The sequence below is a fragment of the Methylobacterium sp. 37f genome (assembly GCF_023093475.1).
Classification (GTDB): Bacteria; Pseudomonadota; Alphaproteobacteria; order Rhizobiales; family Beijerinckiaceae; genus Methylobacterium.
In genome coordinates this window covers 168,960-189,840 of record NZ_JAGHKN010000003.1, presented here as the reverse complement: position 1 = coordinate 189,840, position 20,881 = coordinate 168,960, and the positions used below count along the sequence as shown (strand labels likewise).

At 69.7% G+C, this 20,881-nt stretch carries 21 protein-coding genes; 10 read left to right on the top strand and 11 right to left on the bottom strand.

Going from position 1 to position 20,881, the window contains the following annotated elements; translation table 11 throughout:
* Positions 1-247 precede the first annotated feature (247 nt).
* The gene (fliP, locus tag J7U37_RS03550; RefSeq protein WP_056181378.1) at positions 248-1,021 is read left to right on the top strand and encodes a flagellar type III secretion system pore protein FliP; all 774 of its coding nucleotides are present in this window, start codon (positions 248-250) and stop codon (positions 1,019-1,021) included.
* Positions 1,022-1,182: 161 nt separating this feature from the next.
* Here the strand turns inward: fliP and J7U37_RS03545 are convergent, their stop codons facing one another.
* Positions 1,183-2,052 carry a hypothetical protein gene (locus J7U37_RS03545; protein ID WP_056484889.1) on the bottom strand — a complete coding sequence of 290 codons (870 nt, stop codon included), beginning with the start codon at positions 2,050-2,052 and terminating at the stop codon, positions 1,183-1,185.
* 612 nt (positions 2,053-2,664) lie between these two features.
* Between J7U37_RS03545 and fliF the strand changes: the two genes are divergently transcribed.
* From fliF to J7U37_RS03515, 6 genes are read left to right on the top strand one after another with little or no spacing between them, the layout of a single operon-like run.
* Positions 2,665-4,362: a flagellar basal-body MS-ring/collar protein FliF gene (gene fliF / locus J7U37_RS03540; protein WP_056181372.1), complete on the top strand. Its 1,698-nt coding sequence runs from the start codon at positions 2,665-2,667 to the stop codon at positions 4,360-4,362.
* The gene (locus J7U37_RS03535; RefSeq protein ID WP_247634831.1) at positions 4,362-5,036 is read left to right on the top strand and encodes a hypothetical protein; all 675 of its coding nucleotides are present in this window, start codon (positions 4,362-4,364) and stop codon (positions 5,034-5,036) included. Before fliF ends, J7U37_RS03535 begins: the two co-directional genes overlap by 1 nt.
* 4 nt (positions 5,037-5,040) lie before the next feature.
* Positions 5,041-6,468 carry a MotB family protein gene (locus J7U37_RS03530; RefSeq protein WP_247634830.1) on the top strand — a complete coding sequence of 476 codons (1,428 nt, stop codon included), beginning with the start codon at positions 5,041-5,043 and terminating at the stop codon, positions 6,466-6,468.
* Positions 6,465-7,832 (top strand): chemotaxis protein MotC, encoded by a 1,368-nt coding sequence (locus tag J7U37_RS03525; protein ID WP_247634829.1) that lies wholly within the window; start codon positions 6,465-6,467, stop codon positions 7,830-7,832. Before J7U37_RS03530 ends, J7U37_RS03525 begins: the two co-directional genes overlap by 4 nt.
* Complete coding sequence (locus tag J7U37_RS03520; protein ID WP_247634828.1) at positions 7,829-9,619, top strand: flagellar hook-length control protein FliK; 1,791 nt, start codon at positions 7,829-7,831, stop codon at positions 9,617-9,619. The genes J7U37_RS03525 and J7U37_RS03520 overlap by 4 nt, the downstream gene beginning before the upstream one ends.
* Positions 9,573-10,178 (top strand): transglycosylase SLT domain-containing protein, encoded by a 606-nt coding sequence (locus tag J7U37_RS03515; RefSeq protein ID WP_082507755.1) that lies wholly within the window; start codon positions 9,573-9,575, stop codon positions 10,176-10,178. The genes J7U37_RS03520 and J7U37_RS03515 overlap by 47 nt, the downstream gene beginning before the upstream one ends.
* Positions 10,179-10,184: 6 nt before the next feature.
* On the opposite strand, the gene J7U37_RS03510 is transcribed toward J7U37_RS03515, so the two are convergent.
* The 8 genes from J7U37_RS03510 to motA all read right to left on the bottom strand — a co-directional run bounded on the left by J7U37_RS03510 (position 10,185) and on the right by motA (position 16,391).
* The gene (locus J7U37_RS03510; protein ID WP_056484876.1) at positions 10,185-10,868 is read right to left on the bottom strand and encodes a response regulator transcription factor; all 684 of its coding nucleotides are present in this window, start codon (positions 10,866-10,868) and stop codon (positions 10,185-10,187) included.
* 243 nt (positions 10,869-11,111) lie between these two features.
* On the bottom strand, positions 11,112-11,618 hold the full coding sequence (locus tag J7U37_RS03505) for a hypothetical protein (protein ID WP_244478329.1): 507 nt from the start codon (positions 11,616-11,618) through the stop codon (positions 11,112-11,114).
* Entirely contained in the window at positions 11,618-12,679 is a 1,062-nt protein-coding gene (gene flhB / locus J7U37_RS03500; RefSeq protein WP_056484874.1) for a flagellar biosynthesis protein FlhB, read from the bottom strand. The genes J7U37_RS03505 and flhB overlap by 1 nt, the downstream gene beginning before the upstream one ends.
* Positions 12,680-12,706: 27 nt before the next feature.
* Positions 12,707-13,744: a flagellar motor switch protein FliG gene (locus J7U37_RS03495; protein ID WP_056181348.1), complete on the bottom strand. Its 1,038-nt coding sequence runs from the start codon at positions 13,742-13,744 to the stop codon at positions 12,707-12,709.
* Between the two features lie 11 nt (positions 13,745-13,755).
* Entirely contained in the window at positions 13,756-14,133 is a 378-nt protein-coding gene (gene fliN / locus J7U37_RS03490; RefSeq protein WP_247634827.1) for a flagellar motor switch protein FliN, read from the bottom strand.
* Positions 14,134-14,237: 104 nt separating this feature from the next.
* Positions 14,238-14,600: a hypothetical protein gene (locus J7U37_RS03485; protein WP_247634826.1), complete on the bottom strand. Its 363-nt coding sequence runs from the start codon at positions 14,598-14,600 to the stop codon at positions 14,238-14,240.
* Complete coding sequence (locus tag J7U37_RS03480; RefSeq protein ID WP_247634825.1) at positions 14,584-15,516, bottom strand: FliM/FliN family flagellar motor switch protein; 933 nt, start codon at positions 15,514-15,516, stop codon at positions 14,584-14,586. The genes J7U37_RS03485 and J7U37_RS03480 overlap by 17 nt, the downstream gene beginning before the upstream one ends.
* A gap of 2 nt (positions 15,517-15,518) precedes the next feature.
* Positions 15,519-16,391, bottom strand: coding sequence for a flagellar motor stator protein MotA (gene motA, locus J7U37_RS03475; RefSeq protein WP_056181344.1), 873 nt, complete (start codon positions 16,389-16,391; stop codon positions 15,519-15,521).
* A 165-nt stretch (positions 16,392-16,556) separates the two neighbouring features.
* Here motA and J7U37_RS03470 point away from each other — a divergent pair, with 165 nt between their 5' ends.
* Complete coding sequence (locus J7U37_RS03470) at positions 16,557-16,763, top strand: DUF3606 domain-containing protein (RefSeq protein WP_056181341.1); 207 nt, start codon at positions 16,557-16,559, stop codon at positions 16,761-16,763.
* A gap of 17 nt (positions 16,764-16,780) precedes the next feature.
* Here J7U37_RS03470 and dut read toward each other — a convergent pair whose 3' ends face one another.
* Positions 16,781-17,356 (bottom strand): dUTP diphosphatase, encoded by a 576-nt coding sequence (dut, locus tag J7U37_RS03465; protein ID WP_247634824.1) that lies wholly within the window; start codon positions 17,354-17,356, stop codon positions 16,781-16,783.
* Positions 17,353-18,240 (bottom strand): CoA ester lyase, encoded by an 888-nt coding sequence (locus J7U37_RS03460; RefSeq protein ID WP_247634823.1) that lies wholly within the window; start codon positions 18,238-18,240, stop codon positions 17,353-17,355. Before J7U37_RS03460 ends, dut begins: the two co-directional genes overlap by 4 nt.
* A gap of 354 nt (positions 18,241-18,594) precedes the next feature.
* On the opposite strand from J7U37_RS03460, the gene pstS reads away from it, so the two are divergent.
* The gene (gene pstS / locus J7U37_RS03455; protein ID WP_247634822.1) at positions 18,595-19,632 is read left to right on the top strand and encodes a phosphate ABC transporter substrate-binding protein PstS; all 1,038 of its coding nucleotides are present in this window, start codon (positions 18,595-18,597) and stop codon (positions 19,630-19,632) included.
* Between the two features lie 228 nt (positions 19,633-19,860).
* Complete coding sequence (gene pstC / locus J7U37_RS03450; protein ID WP_056181330.1) at positions 19,861-20,835, top strand: phosphate ABC transporter permease subunit PstC; 975 nt, start codon at positions 19,861-19,863, stop codon at positions 20,833-20,835.
* Positions 20,836-20,881: the final 46 nt, after the last annotated feature.

The window sequence follows — 20,881 nt, the reverse complement described above, 5'->3', positions numbered from 1 at the left end:
CCGGCCGGTGGTCTCTCCCCAGCCGCCACGGCCTTCCCGGAACGCGCGGGTTGCGCGGGTCCCTCTTCTTTCAGGAGAGGAGGTCCCGTGGTGCCTCACGCCCATCCGCGGCTGACCGCCATCATCCGATTTCCGATCGCGGTTCGCTTCTTCGGAGGTGCGGGAATTCAGTCGCCCCCGCCCTGCCGGACGCGCCGAGGCGCAATCCGCGACGCGACCGGTCGGAAGCCCCAAGACTTTTGTCCTCATGAAACCGGTCCTCATGAAACCGCTCATCACGGCAGGCCTCGTCCTCGCTTCCGGCCTCGTCCTGGCCGAGCCGGCACTCGCCCAGTCCGCCACGGGGCTGCCGGCGCTCGATGCGCTGCTGCCGGCCGGCAACGGCGCGGCGAGCGGGCGCATCCTGCAGCTCGTGGCCCTGCTCACCGTGCTGTCGCTGGCCCCGGGCCTCCTCGTGATGGTGACGAGCTTCACGCGCTTCGCCATCGCGTTCTCGTTCCTGCGCTCGGGCCTCGGCCTCCAGAGCACGCCGGCCAACATCTTCCTGGTCAGCCTGTCGCTGTTCATGACGTTCTACGTGATGGCGCCGACCTTCGACCGGGCCTGGAACGAGGGCCTGAAGCCGCTCACCGAGAACCGCATCTCCGAGGAGGAGGCGATCCCGAAGCTGGTCGAGCCGTTCCGCGAGTTCATGACCCAGCATGTCCGGCCGAAGGATCTGCAGACCTTCACCGATCTGGCCAGCCGCAACATCCCCCGCGCCGAGGGCGGCGAGAAGGTCGACCTGCGCATCCTGATCCCGGCCTTCATGATCTCGGAACTGCGCCGCGGCTTCGAGATCGGCTTCCTGATCGCGCTGCCGTTCCTCGTCATCGACATGATCGTGTCGACCATCATCATGTCGATGGGCATGATGATGCTGCCGCCGACCGTGATCTCGCTGCCGTTCAAGGTGCTGTTCTTCATCCTGATCGACGGCTGGAACATGCTGGTCGGAGGCCTGGTCCGGTCGTTCTTCTAGGATCTGTCCGGTTCATTCCGAACCAGCCGGACTCTGGTGTCTTTCGTCGTTTGTCGGGTCGGGACATCCGGTTTCCACGAATCCCTGACAAATTCGAGGGCGTGGCTCGCAGCCCCTCGGCCCCGTGGCGGAAGTGGTATCGACCGGCCCTGCCGGCGGCCTCAGAGGATTACGGCAGCCGACGCGCCGCCTTCATCGATGAAGCGTTGACACAGCACCGCCAGAAGCCAGACCGCGTGTTTCAGGTCTCGGATTCCGGCTCGTAGCGCCTTTGCCGGCGCAAGGCGCGTGCGACGGACCTGCTGGGCCAGCCACTGGGTGTGCACCAGGCGGATCTGCACCGGCATGCGCCGCAGGCCCAGGCGCTGCGCGATGGCGGTTCGATGGTGCCCTCCGACGATGCGGACGAGTTCGCCATCGGCCGCGATGGCGACGCTGACCTCGCGTTCCTTCAGCTCGGCCCGGCCGCTCCGTACGCTGGTGCTGGCGAAGGCGCCGGCGATCTCACGCGACACGTGCTGGCGTGGCAGAAATCCGTGCTGCTCGATGCTCTGTCGCAGAGTCCGGTAATGTTGGAAATAATCCCGGATCAGTTCCGGCGTCGCGAGACGGACGCCATTGTGGATCTGGGGGCGCCCGAGCGCCGCGACCGCGAGAAGCTGCTGGTACGCGACCGTCTGATGCAGGCGGTCTTCCGGCTGAAAGATCGCCTCCATCTCCAGGTGGACTTCGGAGGGTTCCAGAGGCACGAGGGCCGAGGTCCACTCGGCTCCGTCGAGGAACCAGTGCGACAGGCGAACGTGGTCGCGACCGTCCGAGACAACGTCGATCAGGCGACGCTTGAGCCGGGCCGGATCGATCTCGGCGATCAGATCCTCGCCGAAGCCGCGCTCGATGTACTCGAAGCGGGCCGCCCGGACGCTTCGCCGTTCCGAGACGCGGCGGAATACGGTGTCAAACCAGCGATCCGCCAGCAGACCGGGTCGGATCAGCGGGGAAACCAGCTGCGCGGCCTGACGGGCCGGGGGCATCGCCGGCGTGGCCGCCGCCTGCGCGTGACTGGGGGCGCCGACATAGACGGCAGGTGCTGGACGAGGTCTCGATCTGCCAGGGATCGTTTCTGTCTCGACACATCCGAGATCGCGCAGAGCCGGCTTGATCATCTTGCCTATACCTGACGAAAGCGGCGGGCGCCGAATATCGATGGCGCACATCCCGCTGAACGTCGGCTGTATTCAGACCATATTGTGAGAAAATCTCAGCCTATGATTTGGTTTATGCCGACCAATGATATGCAAAGCCCCCTCTTTGCACATGAAATCATGCGTTTTCGAATCGTATTCCAGTCGTCAAAGTTCGGTTCTGATCGCCACATAACCTTGCGATTTGTGTCGGCGATGCAGAGGTTAGCCGGGCATGGAGTCGGATGTCTATGACAAAGATATCGATGACCTGACGGGGATGAAGCGCAGCGCCGTCGATGTGCGTGAGCGCACCGCATTCCGGACCGATGGCCGGTCCGGGTCGGGTTCGGACGGCCCCGATGGCGCTGCGACGCGATCTCCGCGACGCAATCTCCGCGCAAGGCTGGCGGGCGACAGGACGCTATCGGATCGCGGATCCGAAGCGGAGCAGCCCACCGAATGTCCGGTCTTCAGCACGCCGAACGGCTCTGGAACAACATCCTCGCGCTCGGCGGACGGCGCATCGCCGCCCTGTCGCTGATCGGCGTGGTGGTGTTCCTCGCCGTCGGCCTCGGCGCCTATTACCTGAGCCGCCCGGCCCAGGAGCCGCTCTATACGGGCCTCAGCCGCGAGGATGTCGGCCGCATCGGCAGCGTCCTGAAAGACGCCAACATTCCGTTCGACGTCAGCGCCGACGGCGCCGCGGTGCTCGTCGCCTACGGGCACACCGCCCAGGCCCGCATGCTGCTGGCCGAGAAGGGCCTGCCGCAGAGCGCCAAATCCGGCTACGAGCTGTTCAACGATCTCGGCTCCCTCGGCATGACCTCGTTCATGCAGGAGGTGACCCGGGTGCGCGCCCTCGAGGGCGAGATCGCCCGCACCATCCAGGGCATGAAGGGCGTGAAGGCCGCCCGCGTCCATATCGTGCTGCCCGACCGGGGCTCGTTCCGCCGCGACCAGCAGCCCCCCTCGGCCTCCGTCGTGGTGCGCACCGAACCGGCCGACGACGTCAGCGGCGCCCAGTCGATCCGCCACCTCGTCGCCTCCGCGGTGCCCGGCATGAAGCCCGACCGCGTCACCGTGATCGGCTCGGACGGATCGCTGCTGCTCTCGGGCGACGACGCCAACGCCGTCCCCACCGGCAAGATGGCGACCCTGGAGAAAACCATCGGTCACGAGGTGCAGGACAATATCCGCCGGACGCTGACCCCCTATCTCGGTGTCGGTAACTTCGAGGTCAGCGTCGCGGCGCGCCTGAACACCGACAAGACGGTACAGAACGAGACTATCTTCAACCCCGACCAGCGCGTCGAGCGCTCCACCCGCGCCGTGCGCGAGACCGAGAACTCGCAGAACCGCAACGCCGCGCAGCGCCCGACCACCGCGCAGGCGAACCTGCCGGACCAGCGCGCCCGCTCGGACGGCAACGACTCGGCCAGCAACGAGACCCAGAAGCGCGAGGACCTCACCAACTACGAGATCTCCTCGAAGACGATCCAGACGGTGAGCGACGGCTACAACATCAAGCACATCTCGGTGGCGGTGCTGGTCAACCGCGCCCGCCTCACGGCACTGGCCGGGCCGGATGCCAGCAAGGCCGCCATCGACGCCCAGGTCGCCGAGATCGAGCAGCTCGTCGGCTCGGCCGCCGGCTTCAACAAGGAGCGCGGCGACAACGTGAAGGTCGCGGCCGTCGGCTTCGTCAATGACGGGCAGCCGCTGGAGCCGGTGGCGCCCCTGAGCCTCACCGACGTGCTGATGCGCCAGTCGGCGACCCTGATCAACGCCGGCACCATCCTGCTCGTGGCCGGCCTGCTGATCTGGTTCGGGCTGCGCCCGGCCATGCGGGCGATCCTGGAGATCCCCGCCGCACAGCAGGAGGAGGCGCGGGCGCTCGCCGCCGCCGCCGAGATCCAGGCCCTGGCGGATGCCGCGCCGAACGCCGCGCTGGCGGGACCCGGCGCCCAGCCGGCCGCGGGTTCGGCCGCCGTGGCGAGCCTCGCGGCCCCCGCCTCGAACCCGGTCGGCGCCATGATCGAAGACCTCGCCGACAAGCTGAACCGCTCGCCGCAGAAGAGACTCGAGCAGATGATCGAAGCCGACGAGGCCCAGGCCGCCGAGATCCTGAAGCGCTGGCTCCTGCGTGAGGCCGCGTGATGGCCGCCGCGATCGCCCGCTTCCTGCCCGACTTCTCCGACGCCGTGGCGCCGGCGCGCACCGCCCCGGCGGCCCGGCCGCCCGCCGCCCCGGCACCCCGGCCCGTCGACGGCCTCGCGGCTCTGCTGCGCAAGCCGGCGGCCCCGCCCGAGGACCGCGAGGCCCTGCTGCGCGATGCCGAGGCCAGGGGCCTGGCGCGCGGGCGCGACCTCGGCCGGGCCGAGGCGGCGGCCGAAACCGCCTCGGTCCTCGCCTGCCTGCAGGCCGATTACGACGCCCGCCTCGTCGAGATGCGCCAGGCCTGGTGCGCCGAGGAGGGCGACCGCCTCGCGGCCGGCTTCGCCGAGGCGCTCCAGGCGCTCGGGGCCGGTCTGACCGACCGCGTCGGCCATCTGCTGGTGCCGGTGCTGACCGAGGCGCTGCGGCGCCAGGCCGTCGACGAACTCGCCCGGAGCCTCGCCCGCATCCTCGGCGACGTGCGCGCGCCCGTCCGGGTGAGCGGCCCGGCCGACCTCCTCGAGGCGGTGGCGGGCAAGCTCGGCCCCTTCGAGGCCTCCGTCGCCTTCGTGCCGTCGGATGCCGCCGACGTGTCGGTCCAGGCCGACCAGACCGTGATCGAGACCCAGCTCGGCGCCTGGGGCCGCCTCATGACCGCCGCGGTCGGGGGAGCCTGACGCCATGGCGGACGACAAGCTCCAGGAGATCATCATCATCCGGCGCCGGGGCGGCGAGGAAGAGGGCCATCACGGCGGCGCCTGGAAGATCGCGCTGGCCGACTTCATGACCGCCATGATGGCGCTGTTCCTGGTGCTCTGGCTGATCGGCTCCACCACCAAGGAGACGAAATCCGCCATCGCCGAATACTTCAACCCGGTGAAGCTCGCCGATTCCAGCTTCGACCGCCGCGGCCTGCGCGATCCCCAGAACAAGCCCGGAGAGCCGACCCCCGAGGAGGGCAAGCCGGACGGGGGCACGGGCGAGGGCAGCACGGAGGGCAAGACCGGGGGCAAAAGTGATGGGAAGAGCGACGGCAAGGGCGCTTCCGCCGCGCCGGGCACCCGGGCGCGCGAGGCGGCCCTGTTCCAGGACCCCTACGCGGTGCTGGCCAAGCTCGCCGCCGAGATCGAGCCCGGCCCCGAGACCGCCTCCGCCGACGCGGTCGCCACCGAGACCGGCGAGCCCGGGATCAAGGGCGGCGAGGCCGCGCGCGATCCGTTCGACCCGCTCTACTGGCAGGTCGCGCCGCTGGCCAAGACCCGGACCGAGCAGGCCGGCTCCACCGCGACGGTGACGCCCCTGCACCAGGACAGTCTGCCCGATGCCCGCGGGGCGGCCCCCGGCCCGAAGCCGGCGCCGATCCGTGTCGCGTCGGCACTGCCCGGCGAGACGGATTCCAAGGTCCTGGCGATGCTGGGCAAACCCGATCCGGTCGCGGGTCCGAAGGACGGCAAGGCCGTGCCGGATTCCAAGCCCTCGTCGGAGTCCAAAGCCTCCGAAGTGAAGACGTCCGAGGTGAAGACGTCCGAGGTGAAGACGTCCGAAGCGAAGGCGCCCGAAGCGAAGGCGTCCGAAGCGAAGGTGGCTGCGGAAGCGGCGGAGAAGATTCTTCGGGATGCCAAGCAGGCGGCTGACGCGGCCGAGACCGCCGCGATGGCCGAGATCAAGGCGGAGATCGCCAAGGTCCTGCCGTCGCAAGGGGGCGCTCCGGCACCCCGGACCGAGGTTCGGCGGACCGGCGAGGGCATCCTCATCAGCCTCACCGACGAGGTCAATTTCAGCATGTTCAGCGTCGGGTCGGCCGAGCCGCAGGCCAAGGTGGTGCGCGCCCTGGAGCAGGTCGCCCGCATCCTCAAGGACCGTCCCGGGCGGATCATCGTGCGCGGCCACACCGATGCGCGGCCGTTCCGCTCGGAGGTCTACGACAACTGGCGCCTGTCCTCGGCCCGCGCCCAGATGGCCTCCTACATGCTGGTGCGCGGCGGCGTCGCCGATGCCCGCCTCGAGCGCATCGAGGGCTATGCCGACCGGCAGCCGCGCAATGGCGCCGACCCGAAGGCCGCCGAGAACCGGCGCATCGAGATCCTGCTGCGGGCGCGCCCCGAATGAGGGGGGGCACCGGATTGCGCCGGGCGTGGCTCGCCGGCGGCCTCTTCGTCGCCGGTGCGATGCTCGCCGCACCGGCTGGAGCGGCCGATGCTCATGGAAGTTCCCCGGCGGGCGGCCACGGCAGTTCCCCTGCGGGGGGAGCGACAAACGCCCCGGCAAGCTCTCCGACCGGCGATCACGGAAGTGGCGCCGCCGCGGCCGCGCCGATCGAGCCGCTGCCGGTCAAGCCGCGCCCGGTCCCGGTCGAACTCGTTCGGACCCTGCAATTGCTGCAGGACCGCATCGCCCAGGGCTCGGCCCAGGCGCATCAGGGCCAGCGCGCCCTTCTGGCGCTGGCGGAATCGCGCATGCTCGCCCTCGAACCCGAGGTCTGGACCGACTCCGCCGCCCTGAATGCGGCCGTCAGCTTCGCTCTGGGCGGCGGTGGGCCGACGGTGCTGCGCCACCTCGTCGCCTCGGGCAAGCTGCCGGAGGCCGAAACGCCCCTGGTCCTCGGGGCGCTCGCCTATCTGGAGGGGCGCGAGAAGGAGGCCCGGGCCCTGCTGGTCAAGATCGACCCGCAATCGGTGCCGGTCAGCCTCGGCGGCCAGCTCGCCCTGGCCCAATCCGCGCTCGTCGTGCGCGATGATCCGACCCAATCGGTCCGCCTGCTCGACCTGGCGCGTCTGCTGGCGCCCGGTACGCTGGTGGAGGAGGGGGCCCTGCGCCGCGAGATCTTCGTCCTCGCCCAGGCCAACGACCTGTCCAAGTTCGAGACCCTGGCGATCCAGTATCTGCGCCGCTTCCGCCACTCGGTCTATGCCGGCAATTTCCGCCAGCGCTTCGCCGCCGCGCTCACCCGGCTCGATTTCACCGGGGACGACACCCGGTTCGGGCGCCTCCAGGCCATGCTCGACGAGATCGAGGTCGAGGGACGGCGCGAACTCTACCTCCTCGTCGCCCGCGCGGCCCTCGACCAGGGCAAGGGCGGGACGGCGGTCTTCGCCGCCGAGCGCGGCGTCACCCTGACCGAGCCCGGCTCGGTCGATGCCATGCGGGCGCGCCTCTACCGGGCGGCGGCCCTCGTCGTGGTGGACGGGCGCTTCGAGGAATCGATCGAGACTCTGCGGATGACCGATCGCACCCTGCTGGAGCCCGCCGACCGCGACCTGCTCGATGCGGCCCTGTCGACCGCGCGCGGGATCCGGGCGAATGTCGTTGCCCCGGCCCTTGTCCCGGCCCCGGCCCCAGCGCCGGCCCAGGCGCCGATTCCGGCCGCAGCGGAGTCGACGGGCGCCCGGGTTCTGCCCGTCGCCCCCGCCATCGCGCGGGCGCAGGGCGCGCTCGGACGCGTCGACGAGATCATGCGGAGGAGTGAGCGATGAACGCGCTCGGTGCCACTTATCCCGGTTCCCGATCCCTCGCCGATCCGGCGGGGTCCCGCTCGACCGGATACGAGACGCCGGAGCCCGGCGCCGACGCTTTCGGGACCGTGCTCGGAGCCCTGCACGGTGCGCGAGCCCCGGGCGACACCGTTCCGCCGAAGGCCGAGCGCGGGAAGCGCGGAGAGGACGCCGCCGGCATCGACGACAGGACAGCGTCGCGGGACGGCGAGACGGCATCGCGGGAGGACAAGACGGCGGAGGCGGAGGGCCATCCGGCGTCCGCCGACGCACAGGCGCCGTCACCCGGCGAGGGCTCCGGCCCGATGGCCCTCCTCGCCCTCCTGATGCCGTCCGGCGGGACGCCGGCACCGAGACCGCACGACCTGCCTCAAGAAACGCTGGAAACGCTGGTGGCCCGCGCCCTGCCGGGCCAGGGCGTTGCCTCGGCGGCCGTGCAGGTTGACGGCGTGGCTCTGGCGGCCGGGTCGGAAGCCAGCCTCGCCCCTCTGGCGCCGGGGATGGAGGCCGCGTCCGGAACCGCCGAGGCGCGCACCCGCGTCACGGTACTCCAGCGCGAAACCCACTTCGCCCCGGTTCGCCCGAACCTTCTGCCCGGCACCTCTCCATCGGGAGCCGAGACGGGCAGCCAGGCGATCATCGCCGGAACCCCGGCCTTCGGCCCGCCCGATGCGGCATCTCTGGCGCATGAGGCCGCCGGTCTGTTCGATGCCGCGGCGATGCCCGCATCCCCGTCCGTGTCACCTCCGGGCGGTGCGCCGGTCGCGGCTGCGGCTCATTCGGGCTCGGCAAGCCCGGTTCAGGACCCGGACCGAGCGATGGCCGCAGCCCTGGCCGATCCGGCGCGGCTGGCGGCGGCGCGCGCGCAGAGTGCCGGCGCGAACGGGTCTCCGCTCCCGGGCGCGCCCTCCGGCCCCCCGGCCGGGCTCGGGGCCGCATCCCCGGATGCCGAGGCGCGGGCGGATGCCCGATCCGGCCTCGGCGAAACTCGGGGAGCCGGCGCGGCCGCGCGGACGCCGGATCTCGGCGTCGCCTCCGCGCTGCGCGGTCCGCTGCCGTCCAGTGGTGGATCGGTCCAGTCCGCCGGCCTCGCCCGGACGATGGCGGATGCCGGGTGGCGGATCGCGCCGGCGGTCGCCTCCGGGGCTGGCGAGGCCGCCATCCCGTCCGCGCCGAACCCGGCTCCGTCCCTGCCGGGCATCGCCGATCCCGGCCTTGTAACCGGGGCCTTGCCCGGCCCCGCGGCCGCCCCCGCGCAGCAGGTCGCTGCCGCCGTCGTGGCGGCGCTTCCACCCGGCCCGCCTGTGCTTCCCGGCGCAGCCCAGGGGGAGGGGCCTTTGAGGCTCCTGACGCTGCAACTGCACCCGGCGGATCTCGGCACCGTCCTGGTGCGGATGCGCCTGCGCGACGGTCAGCTCGCGCTGAGCCTGCAGGCTGGTCGTGAGGACACGGCGCGTCTCCTGCGCGAGGGCGGTGCGGTCCTGAACGACCTCCTGCGTCAGGCCGGATATCGTTCCGAGGCCGTGACGGTCACCATCCTGCCGGGCAGCCCGCAGGGCGACGGGTCGGCCAATCCAGGCTCGCAACAGGGACAGGGCGCACAAGGCTTCCCGGCGCAGGGCGAGTCCGGCGCGAACCAGGGCCGTGCGACGCCCGACCAGTCGGGCCGGCGTGCCCCGGACGAGTCCGGTGCGGCCTCCCACGATTCCCGAGAGCGGATGCATGAGAGCGTTTCGAGCAGCCCTGATCGCAGCGGCGTTTACCTCTAGCCTTCCGGGCGCGGCGGTCGCCAACAGCGCGCCGCCGGCGCCCGCCAAGGCCGCCGCGCTGCCCGCCTCGGCCAATATCTGCGAGCGCGAGATGGCGGGCGCCTCGGCCCGGCACGGGGTACCGCTCGGCGTGCTCTACGCGGTGGGCCTGACCGAGAGCGGCAGGCGCGGCTCGCTGCAGCCCTACGCCATGAACATCCAGGGGCGGGCCTATTTCGGGACCAGCGCCGCCGACGTGATGAGCCAGCTCGCCCAGGCCCGGGCCGGCGGGATCAAGCTCGTCGATCTCGGCTGCATGCAGATCAACCATCACTACCACCGCGAAAAATTCGCGAGCCTGGAGGCGATGATCGATCCGCGCCAGAACGTCGAGTACGCCACCCTGTTCCTGAAGCAGTTGAAGGCGCGCGAGGGCAGCTGGACCCTGGCGGTGGCGCGCTACCATGCCGGGCCGAACAACAACCCGGCGCAGAAGCAGTATGTCTGCCGGGTCATCACCAACATGGTCGCCACCGGCTTCGGAGCCTGGACCCCGGGGGCGCGCAGCTTCTGCCAGTGAGGGAGATCAGCCGACGAAGGTGTAGCCCATGAAGCGCTTGGCTTCGATCGGATCGTAGCCGAGGCGCTGGCTGAGCTTCTTGCGCAGCTTGCTGACGTGGCCCTCGATGACGCTTTCCTCGACGCCGTTGCTGTAGACGCCGTAGACGATGTTGTAGATCTGCGCCTTCGTCATGCGGCGGCCGCGATGGCGCACCAGGCATTCGAGGATGTGCCGTTCCCGGCGCGGCAGGGGCAGCACCGCGCCGTCGACCTCCGGGTCGCGGCCATCGAAATGCACCTTCAGGCGCGCGGCCTCGGGCGTCGTTTCCCGGACCGGCTGGGTCTCGGCGTTGACGCGGCGCCAGATCGCCTCCGAACGCGCCAGGATCTCGCGGATGTGGACGGGCTTCGGCAGCACGTCGTCGATGCCGGCCTCGAACAGCTGGAGGGTCTGGTCGAGCGAGCGCACATCGCTCAGCGCGATGATCGGGGCGCGCGACATCTTCCGGATCAGACCGGCGCAGCGCGCCCGGCCCTCGAAATCCCCGAGCAGGAAGCCCTGGATCGCCTCCCGGTCGACCGGCGAGGAGGACTGGAACCAGTGCGTGAATTCCTGCGGATCGAGCCCGAGGGAGGAGATGCCTTCGCGATCGAAGCTGGCCTTGTATCCGGAATTTACTGATGGCCGCTCATCGACCAGGACGTACATCGACAGTCTCCGGGTCACCGTGCACGTCAATCACAGGCGAACGTGTCAACGCGCATAGGCAAGACAACTGAAAGCTCCGCCGGCGCTTAGTCAATGTAGGCGGAGACAAAGCAGGGCGGTTCGATTCGGCTATCATTCAGCAATGTCGAGCATCGACCGCGCCGTCAATGGCTGAATGAGCACACGCGAACGTGATCGAACCGCTTTGGCATACCAAATTGCCGCGCCCGAGATCGTGCCGCATCACGCCGCCGCGCGCACCAGCCTGGCATCCTCCAGGGCCGCCTTGAATTCGGCGAGGCAGAAGCCGGGTTCCTTTTTGGCGCGGATGTCCTGATTGGTGCGGATGTCCTGGTCGGCGCGGATATCCCGGTCCGCGAGGATGCGCTGGATGGCGACGCCGACATAGACCCCGTCGAGGATCAGCTTGAAGAAGACCGTCACGGGTTCGGTGACGAATTCCATGTCGAGCACGACGGTGAGGGAGCGGCCCCAATCGAACTGCACGTCGGCGCCGTCCGCATAGGCGATCGTCGCTTCCTTGAAGAACGGTTCGGCCGAGGAGGCGACGAGGTCGGCGATGTTGCCGTGTCGCGCAGCCTGCACCCATCCGATCAGGATGCCGCCGTCGAGCAGGCAGAGTTCGGCGATGAAGTCGCGGATCGCGGTGGCGAAGACGCGCTCGGCATCGGCGAGCACGTCCGGCTCGTGCCAGGGCGAGGCTTCGGCGGAAAACGACGTTTCGGTCATCAGCGCGCCTTCGAGAACAGGAAGAACAGGATCTGAGCCACTGCGCTGTAGAACTCCGCGGGAATCATCTGGTCCACCTCGACACTGTCGTACAGGGACCTTGCGAGAGGCTTGTCTTCCACCACCGCGATGCCGTTCGCCTCGGCGATTTCTCGGATGCGCAGGGCGACGAGGTCCTTGCCCTTGGCCAGCACGAGGGGCGCGGGCTGCTCGTCGCGGGCATAGCGCAGCGCGATGGCGTAGTGCGTCGGGTTGGCGATCACCACGGTGGCCTGTTTGACGTTGGCGAGCATGCGCTTGCGCGAGCGATCCTGCGCCAGCGAGCGCAGCCGGCTCTTCACCAGCGGATCGCCCTCCGTCTGCTTGTGCTCGTCCTTCAGATCCTGCTTCGACATCCGGAGCGAGCGCTGCCAGCGCATCCGCGACCAGACCAGGTCGGCGGCCACGATGACGATCGTGGCGATGCACACGACCGAAATGAGCCGGATCGACACGGTCAGGATGAGATCCGGGATCTGGCTCGGGTCGGCGAACATGGCACTCACGACTTTGCCGCCCTCCGAGCGCAGGAGCAGCAGGGCAATGAGACTGACACTTAAAAATTTAAGGACCGATTTCAGGAATTCGGCCTGACCCGCCTTTCCGAAGATCCGTCCCCAGCCGGCCATCGGCGACACCCTGGACCATTGCGGGCGGATGCGTTCGAGGACGAGGCTCGGCACGTTCTGGATCAGCGCCGAGACGAGGCCGCAGCCGCCGATGACCAGTACGATCGGCACCAGGAAGCGCGCCGCCGCCAGGGCGGTGGCTTCGAGGAGGCGCGCCACGTCCTGGTTGTTCTCGAGGGCGAAGTCGCGGGGGTGGTCGAGGAACGGAGCCAGCGCCTGGATCAGGGGCGTGAGGGACTCGCGGAGACCGAAGCTGAGGGCGATGAGCAGCCCGAGAATCGAGGCGAAGATCGGCGCCTCGCGCGAGAACGGGACGTTGCCCTTCTCGACCGCCTCGCGGATCTTGCGCTCGGTCGCCGCCTCGGTCTTGCTCTCTTTGTCGTCGTCGGACATCGCATGACCGGGCCGGGACCGCTCGCCCTAGCGGACGAGGGTCTCGACCTCGCCCTCGGCGTTGATTTCGAGTTCGCCGCGCCCGGCCATCTCCAGGGCGAGATCGGTGATGCTGCGGCGCGCCTCGGTCACGTCCTTCTGGGCCGCCGGCTCGCCGCCGTTCAATTCGTGCTCGACCATGCGGCGGACGCGGGCGGAGAGCGCACTCAGGATGACGCCGCGGAACTCGGCATCGGTGCCCTTCAGGGCCAGGACGAGGCGATCGTTGGGCACCGCGTCGAACAGGGTGGTGCGGGCGCGCGGCGCCAGCTTGACGATGTCGTCGAAGGTGAACAGCAGGCCCTTGAGGATCTCGACGGATTTCGGTCGCGATTCGGACAGGCTGGACAGCACCTCGTCGATCTGGGTGCGCTCCATCTTGTTGATGATGTCGGCCATCTTGGCGTGGGTGTCCGCCCCCGCATTGCGGGCCCCGTTGGCGAGCAGGTCCTCGTTCAGGGCGCGCTCGATGGTGGCGATCACCTCGTCGCAGACCGGCTTGAAGCTCAGCATCCGCCGCATCACCGTGTTGCGGGTGGGTTGGGGCAGATGGGCCATCACCTTCGCGGCCGCCGCGGGCTTGAGGCGCGACAGGATGAGGGCCGCCGTCTGCGGATGCTCCTTGACGAGGTAGCTCGCGATCACGCCCTCGGAGACCGCCGCCATGCGCTCCCAGACCGAGCGGTCGGCATCGCCCCGGACATCGGCCAGGATGGCGGCCACCTGATCGGCGGGCATCAGGCCGGTGAGCAGCTTCTCCACCTCGGACGCGGTGCCGATGAGGCGCCCATCGGCGGAAAACTCGTGCGAGAACATCTCGACAATGTCGTCGAGCTGATGCGCGCTGACCGTGCCGAGCTGCGTCGCCGAGCGGGTGATGCGGCGGATCTCGTCCGGCTCGAAATATTTCAGCAGGCGCCCGGCCGCGGGCTTGCCCATGGCCAGGAGCAGGGCCGCGACCTCGTCCACCGGGTTGAGGGGCCGATGGGCGCCCGGGGCCCGTTGGGGGATCGGCACGCTCGCCACGGTCTTCGTCCTCAGCCGTTCTGGCCGGCGTCGGCCGGGCCGACGATCTCGGTCAGGGAGACGCCGAAGCGGGAATTGTCCTCCTCGACCACGACGATCTCGCCGCGCGCCACGACCCGACCGTTGACGGTGACGTCGACGGGTTCGCCGACCCGGTGGTCGAGGGGCACGATGGCGCCGCGCCCGAGCTTCATCAGGTTGGCCACCGGCATGGTGGCGGAGCCCAGCACGACCTGGATCAGCACGGGGATGCGCAGGATCGAATCGAGGTTGCGGCCGTCGCCGATCCGCGCGTCGTTCCCGGCCGGCACGTCGACCGACACGCTGGGGAACACCGGGGCGGTGCCGGCGGAGGCGATGTCCGCATCGTCGAAGGGGCTGTTGCTCATCATCCGCTCGTCAGGGGCTGCAATCGAAGGCCGGACAGGAGGCCGGCCGGGTGCGGAAGGGATAAGGATCGGGGAAAGTCGGTCCGCACGCAAGCGGATCGGCGTCAGGCGGTCAGTTGGTGCCGACCTGTGGCCGCCACATCGCGGCCCGGTCCTTCGCGGCCCGGTCCTTCGCCACTTGGTCCTTCGCGACCCGCGATCTCGCGACGGCTGGCCTCCAGCTCGGCCAGGGTCTGGCGCGCTTCGCCGATGCGCTGGTCGAGCGCTTCGAGGATCTCGCGACCCTCGGTGCTGAAGTTGCGCACCGCCTCGCCCGCTTGGGCCAGGGCCTGACCGGACTGCGTCAGGATGCGGCCGTACTCGGCCTGCGTCCGGTCGAGGCGCTTCAGCTTGAGGTACATCGGCACCACGCAGGCGCTCGTCGCCATGAGGGCGAGGAGCAGAATGGTATCAACCCACGGGGTCATGGGGCACGCCCTCCTGGTCCTGCGTGATGGCTTCGTCGACGCGCAGCACGTAGGAGCCCTGCGCCTGGCCCATGTGGCACCAGAACAGCGCCCGGTCGTTGCCCTCGAGCTTCACCCGCGTCGCCGGCGTCGCGTCGAGGCCGATGACCTGGCCGACCTTGAGGTCCGCGATCTCGCCGAGCGTGAGCGTGCGCTCCTCGAGCACCGCCCGCAGGGTGACCTCCGCCTTCTGCACCTCGGCGGCGATCTGCTGCGTCCATTTCGGGTCGCGGGCGGCCGAGTCGCCGGTCAGCACCTTGGCAAGGGCCGGCCGCATCGGGTTGATCACCGACTGGGGCAGGATCAGGAACATCTCGCCGCCGCGATTGAGCGCCTGGACCGAGAACTTGGCCTCGACGGCCTTGTTGTTGCGCCCGCCGATCACCGCGAACTCCATCCGGGTCTCGGTGCGCTCCAACCGGAACGGCGTCATCGAGACGAGGGAGAACGACGATTCGAGGGCCTTGCCGACCTGCTCCAGGATGGTCTGGGCGAGGCGGATCTCGAGGCTGGAGAACGGGCGCTCGTCCTCCACCGGCGGCTCGGCCCCATCCGCACCGAACAGGGCTTCCACCAGGGTGAAGAGGAAGTCGCGGTCGAGGCCGACCAGGATGTGGCTGTCCCATTCGGGGGCGTGGAAGATGCCCGCGATCGCGTTGTTCTCGTAGGCGTCGAGCATCTCGCCGAAGCGGCCGCTGGTGACGCCGCTGAAGGAGAAGTAGACCGGCGATGAGACGAGGGGCTTGAGGTTGTCCGAGCAGCCCGAGGTGAGCCGGTCGAACACCACGTGCAGCATCGGCATGCGGTCGAGGGAGAGCCCGCCCGCTTCGATCAGGCGGGCACGGACCTCGGCGGCGTTCCCGGTGGGGACGTTCATGCTCAGGCGGCCTCCCTCTGCGCGCCGCCGTTGACGGTGGCGTTCTCGACCTCGTCGATGGTGGGCCGGTCGCTCAGGGCGATACCCTTGCGGCCATGCTCGACGGCGATCTGCGGCACGGCCCCGCTCATGTAGGCGATCAGGCTCTGCTTGACGATGACGTAGACGTGGTTCTGCTTCTCGCGGATGATCTTGATCTTGATGGCGAAGGGGCCGAGCACGCCGTAGGACATGAACACGCCGAAGAAGGTGCCCACCAGCGCCGCGCCGATGAGGCCGCCGAGGATCTGGGGCGACTGATCGAGGGCGCCCATCGCCTTCACGATGCCGAGCACCGCCGCCACGATGCCCAGCGCCGGCATCGCCTCGGCCACGGTGGTGACCGCGCCGTAGGGCTTGAGGCGATCCTTGCGGTAGCCGCTGATCTCCTCCTCCATCAGCGCCTCGATCTCGTGCGCGCGGGCGTTGCCGATCAGGATGAGACGGGCATAGTCGCAGATGAACAGCACGAGGTCGGCGTTCTTGGCGATGTCCGGGTAGGCCTTGAAGATCTCGGAATTGGCCGGGTCGTCGAGGTGGGGCTCGACCTCGTTGCGGGGCTTGGCCTTCAGCTCGCGCATCAGGGCGTGCAGGAGGCCCAGCAGCGCGAGGTAATCCTTGCGCTTCGGCACCTTGCCGGTCAGCGCATCGAGGCTGGCCTTGCCCGAGTCGACCACCGTCTTCATCGGGTTGGCCATCACGAAGGTGCCGGCCCCCATCCCGCCGATGATGACGAATTCCCAGGGCTGCCAGAGCACGACCAGATGGCCGCCCATGGCGACGAAGCCGCCGAGCATGCAGCCGATTGCGATGACGAGGCCGATCAGAACGCCCAAGGCTCGACGCCTCCGCTGGGGATGGAAAAATCCGATGGAGCGGACCTAACCAGGATGGCTTGCGTGGGGCTGGATCGTTTCTCCCCCGAAACGCCGGGTCCGGGTGGGACCGCGCGCGGCGCCGCGCGTTGACGCTGCGCAGAGTAACCGAAGCGAGACCGCCCGATGAGCAGCACGGCCACGCCCGACAACGACCACGAGCCCGCCACCGTCAACGTCTCGGAGCCCTGGACCTTGGCCTATTGGGCCCGCCGCTTCGAGGTGCCGCGCGAGGAGGTCGAGGCGGCCGTCGCGGCGGTGGGGCACGATCCCCAGGCCGTCGCCGCGCGGCTCGGCCGGCCCTGGCCGTTCGAGGGCAGCGGCATCGTGTAAGGGCGAAGCGGCGTCCCTCAGCGGCGCCCGCTCGAGCCGAAGCCGCCGGTGCCGCGGGGGCCGGACTCGGTGATGCGCGGAGCCGCACCGGGCCCGTCATGCCCGGTCTCGTCCCGAATCGCGAAGGTCGGCCGCATCACGCGGGTGAAGACGAGCTGGGCGATGCGGTCGCCCGGCTCGATCCGGATGCCGGCGGCGTCCGGGCCGGGCGGATTGCGGTTCCAGGCCGAGATCATCAGCGGCCCCTCGTAGTCCGCGTCGATCACGCCCGTGCCGTTGCCGAGGACCAGGCCCTCGCGGTGGCCGAGGCCGGAGCGCGCGAAGAGGAGGCCGCACCAGCGCGGATCGCGGATCGCCAGGGAAAACCCGGCCGGGATCAGGGCCGGCGGACCCTGCGGCGCCAGGATCAGGGGCGCGTCGAGGCAGGCGTGGAGATCGAGGCCGGCGGCCTGGGCCGAGCCCCAGCGCGGAAATCCCCAGCCGGCGAGGCGGGAATCGAGCAGGCGCAAGTCGACGGCGAGGTCGACGGCGAGGCCGAGGCCGATGGAGAGGTCGACGGCGAGGCCCTCGGCACCATCGGGTCCGGCGGTCATGCGGTCCGCGCCGCGATGGAGTCGGCCAGCGCGACCGTCCGGGTCGCCTCCGCGGCATGCAGGCGCTCCACCATCTTGCCGTCGAGGCCGATGACGCCGCGGTCGCGATTCTCCGGCTCGGCGAAGGCCGCCAGGATGCGTCGGGCCCAGGCGATGTCCGCCTCGCTCGGGCCGAAGGCGGCGTTGGCGGGCGCGATCTGGTCCGGGTGGATCAGCATCTTGCCGTCGAAGCCGCAATCGCGCCCCTGCGCGCATTCGGACGCGAAGCCCGCCGCATCGCGAAACTCGTTGTAGATCCCGTCGATCACGTCGATCTCGTAGGCGCGGGCGGCGGCGATCACGCTCATCAGCCACGGCATCAGGGCCGGCCGGCCCGGCACGCCGAGGCGCAGGCGGCTGGCCTTGGCCAGATCGTTCGGCCCGACCATCAGGCAGGCGAGGCGGGTGTCGACGTCGCGGGCCGAACTCGCGATGTCGGCGAGGTGCAGGATCGCCATGGGGCTCTCGATCATCGCCCAGGTGCGGGTCCGGTCCGGTGCGCCGAGGCGGCGCAGGCGCGAGCCCACGGCCACCAGGGCATCGGCGCCCGTCACCTTCGGCACCACGATCGCGTCGGGGCCGGCGGGCGCGATGGCGGCGAGGTCGGCCTCGCCATAGGGCGTGTCGAGGGCGTTGATCCGCACCACGACCTCGCGCCGGCCGAAGCCCCGCTCCGCCACCGCGCGGGCGACGGCCTCGCGCGTTGCCGCCCGCGTCTCCGGCGCGACCCCGTCCTCCAGGTCGATCATCACCACGTCGGTCGGGAGCGTGCGGGCCTTCTCCAGCAGGCGGGGATTCGAGCCCGGCATCGCGAGGACGCTGCGGCGAGGGCGGATCTCGGTCATGGCGCATCCCTTCGACGATGGTGCGGGGTCGGGCGCGACGTCACCGGACCCGGCGGCGATGCCGGCCTGTCACGAAGCCCCCTCGGCACCGACTCACCCTGGGAGCCGGCGATACCGGTCCCGCGACAGGGTTTCAAGGCATCGACCCCATGCGCGGCCCGGCACCGCTCCGGGCCGGCCTCGACCAGTCAATCCCGCAGATTGTAATGCGCCACACCACCGCCGAGGCGTGTGTCATGAGACTGTCGCGCAATCGTCATACCGCCTTGGCCCAACGCACCGTATGGCGCGGTGCACACCGGACGACGCGCTGCGGCATGTGATCCGGTGCGCACTCCTCCAGGAGATCCTTCGATGAAGTTCACTACCCTTGCCACCCTCGTGGGACTTGGCCTTGCCTCCCTCGCACCGGCCCAGGCCGCCGAGATCACGGGAGCGGGCGCGACCTTCCCGTTCCCGATCTATTCGAAGTGGGCCGAAGCCTACCGCAAGGAGAGCGGTCTCGGCCTCAACTACCAGTCGATCGGCTCCGGCGGCGGCATCAAGCAGATCCAGGCCAAGACCGTCGATTTCGGCGCTTCCGACGCGCCGCTGAAGGGCCCCGCCCTGGAGAAGGACGGCCTCGTCCAGTTCCCGACTGTCATGGGCGGCATCGTCACCGTGGTGAACATCCCGGGCGTCGAGCCGGGCAAGCTCAAGCTCACCGGCGACGTCATCGCCGACATCTATGCCGGCAAGATCGCCAAGTGGTCGGATGCCCGCATCGCCAAGCTGAATGAGGGCCTGAAGCTGCCCGATTCCAACATCACCCCGGTCTACCGCTCGGATGCCTCCGGCACGACCAACATCTTCACCACCTACCTGTCCCAGGTCTCCGAGCCCTGGAAGAAGGATTACGGTTCGGCCACCACCATCAGCTGGCCCGTGGGCCAGGGCGGCAAGGGCAACGAGGGCGTCACCGCCACCGTCAAGCAGGTCCCGAACGCCATCGGCTACGTCGAGTCGGCCTACGCCAAGCAGAACAAGCTCAGCTACGCTCTGATCCAGAACAAGGCGGGCAAGTTCCCGCAGCCCGACGACAAGGCCTTCCAGGCCGCCGCCGCCAGCGCCGATTGGAAAGCCGCCCCCGGCTTCGGCATCTCGCTGACCAACGAGCCCGGCGACGATGCCTGGCCGATCACCGCCGCGACCTTCATCCTCGTCCACAAGGACCCGACCGACCCGGTTCGCACGGCCGAAGTCCTGAAGTTCTTCGACTGGGCCTACAAGAACGGCGACAAGCTCGCGGTCGATCTCGACTACGTGCCGCTGCCCGACGCCGTCGTGAGCCAGATCCACGACGCGTGGAAGGAGATCAAGGGCAAGGACGGCAAGCCCGTCTTCAACATGTGAGCCGAAACCCTCGCGGGCTCCGGCCCGCGAGCCCCGCGGGGGCGAGCCACCCCGCGCGGCCAGCGAGCCCCGCGGGGCGAGCCACCTCGCGCAAGCGTGCCAGACCGGCCCGGCGTCACGACGCCGGATTCGGCCGGCGCACCCCCCCTGGCAACGATCCGGTGATCCCCTCTCGCGCCGACGCCCGGCGCAGGGTAGGACGCCGCCCGGTGAAGAGAAGACACTCGGATGGCCGCCTTGACTGACCAGATCGCCCTGACTCGGGACCGCGCCTCGGTCCGCAAGAAGCCCGGCGGCCTCGGCGACAGCCTGTTCCGGACGGCCTCCTACGGCTCGGCCCTCCTGGTGCTCCTCTTCCTGGCCGGCATCCTGGGCTCCATCGCCTACGGCGCCTGGCCGGCCTTCAACGAGTTCGGCTTCGGCTTCATCACCTCCAGCACCTGGAATATCGGGCAGGAGCAGTACGGCGCCCTGGTGGCCATCGTGGGCACCCTGGCCTCGGCGGTCCTCGCCCTGCTGATCGGCGTGCCGCTGTCGCTCGGCATCGCGGTCTACCTGACCCAGCTTTGCCCCGGCTGGGCCCGCAAGCCGGTCTCGATGACCATCGAGCTTCTCGCCTCGGTGCCGAGCATCATCTACGGCATGTGGGGCCTGTTCGTGTTCGCCCCCCTGTTCGCCCGCTTCGTGCAGGTGCCGGTCTCGAACCTCGTCGAGGGCATGCCGATCGTCGGCACCCTGTTCTACGCCCGCGTGCCCTCCGGCGTCGGCATCCTCACCGCCGGCATCATCCTCGCCATCATGATCGTGCCCTTCGTGGCCTCGATCACCCGCGACATGCTCGACCAGATCCCGACCGTGCTGCGCGAGAGCGCCTACGGCATCGGCTGCACCACCTGGGAGGTGGTGCGCCACGTGCTGGTGCCGCAGGCCTCGGTCTCGATCATCGGCGCGATCATGCTCGGCCTGGGCCGGGCGCTCGGCGAGACCATGGCGGTGACCTTCGTCATCGGCAACGCCAACCGGCTCTCGGGTTCGGTCTTCGATCCGGGCTCCACCATCGCGTCGCGCATCGCCAACGAGTTCAACGAGGCCGACGGCCTGCAGCTGAACTCCCTGATGGCGCTCGGCTGCATCCTCTTCGTGATCACCTTCTTCGTCCTGATCATCGCCCGCATCCTCACCCGCCGCGCCAAGGTCGCCTGAAGCCGGATCGCCCCAAGGCCCGCGACCCCGCGCTTCGAGACGTCAG

Coding starts and splice junctions, on each gene's coding strand:
- fliP (WP_056181378.1), top strand. CDS start 248: ATGAAACCGGTCCTCATGAAACCGCTCATCACGGCAGGCCTCGTCCTC.
- J7U37_RS03545 (WP_056484889.1), bottom strand. CDS start 2,052: ATGCCCCCGGCCCGTCAGGCCGCGCAGCTGGTTTCCCCGCTGATCCGA.
- fliF (WP_056181372.1), top strand. CDS start 2,665: ATGTCCGGTCTTCAGCACGCCGAACGGCTCTGGAACAACATCCTCGCG.
- J7U37_RS03535 (WP_247634831.1), top strand. CDS start 4,362: ATGGCCGCCGCGATCGCCCGCTTCCTGCCCGACTTCTCCGACGCCGTG.
- J7U37_RS03530 (WP_247634830.1), top strand. CDS start 5,041: ATGGCGGACGACAAGCTCCAGGAGATCATCATCATCCGGCGCCGGGGC.
- J7U37_RS03525 (WP_247634829.1), top strand. CDS start 6,465: ATGAGGGGGGGCACCGGATTGCGCCGGGCGTGGCTCGCCGGCGGCCTC.
- J7U37_RS03520 (WP_247634828.1), top strand. CDS start 7,829: ATGAACGCGCTCGGTGCCACTTATCCCGGTTCCCGATCCCTCGCCGAT.
- J7U37_RS03515 (WP_082507755.1), top strand. CDS start 9,573: ATGAGAGCGTTTCGAGCAGCCCTGATCGCAGCGGCGTTTACCTCTAGC.
- J7U37_RS03510 (WP_056484876.1), bottom strand. CDS start 10,868: ATGTACGTCCTGGTCGATGAGCGGCCATCAGTAAATTCCGGATACAAG.
- J7U37_RS03505 (WP_244478329.1), bottom strand. CDS start 11,618: ATGACCGAAACGTCGTTTTCCGCCGAAGCCTCGCCCTGGCACGAGCCG.
- flhB (WP_056484874.1), bottom strand. CDS start 12,679: ATGTCCGACGACGACAAAGAGAGCAAGACCGAGGCGGCGACCGAGCGC.
- fliN (WP_247634827.1), bottom strand. CDS start 14,133: ATGAGCAACAGCCCCTTCGACGATGCGGACATCGCCTCCGCCGGCACC.
- J7U37_RS03485 (WP_247634826.1), bottom strand. CDS start 14,600: ATGACCCCGTGGGTTGATACCATTCTGCTCCTCGCCCTCATGGCGACG.
- J7U37_RS03480 (WP_247634825.1), bottom strand. CDS start 15,516: ATGAACGTCCCCACCGGGAACGCCGCCGAGGTCCGTGCCCGCCTGATC.
- J7U37_RS03470 (WP_056181341.1), top strand. CDS start 16,557: ATGAGCAGCACGGCCACGCCCGACAACGACCACGAGCCCGCCACCGTC.
- dut (WP_247634824.1), bottom strand. CDS start 17,356: ATGACCGCCGGACCCGATGGTGCCGAGGGCCTCGCCGTCGACCTCTCC.
- J7U37_RS03460 (WP_247634823.1), bottom strand. CDS start 18,240: ATGACCGAGATCCGCCCTCGCCGCAGCGTCCTCGCGATGCCGGGCTCG.
- pstS (WP_247634822.1), top strand. CDS start 18,595: ATGAAGTTCACTACCCTTGCCACCCTCGTGGGACTTGGCCTTGCCTCC.
- pstC (WP_056181330.1), top strand. CDS start 19,861: ATGGCCGCCTTGACTGACCAGATCGCCCTGACTCGGGACCGCGCCTCG.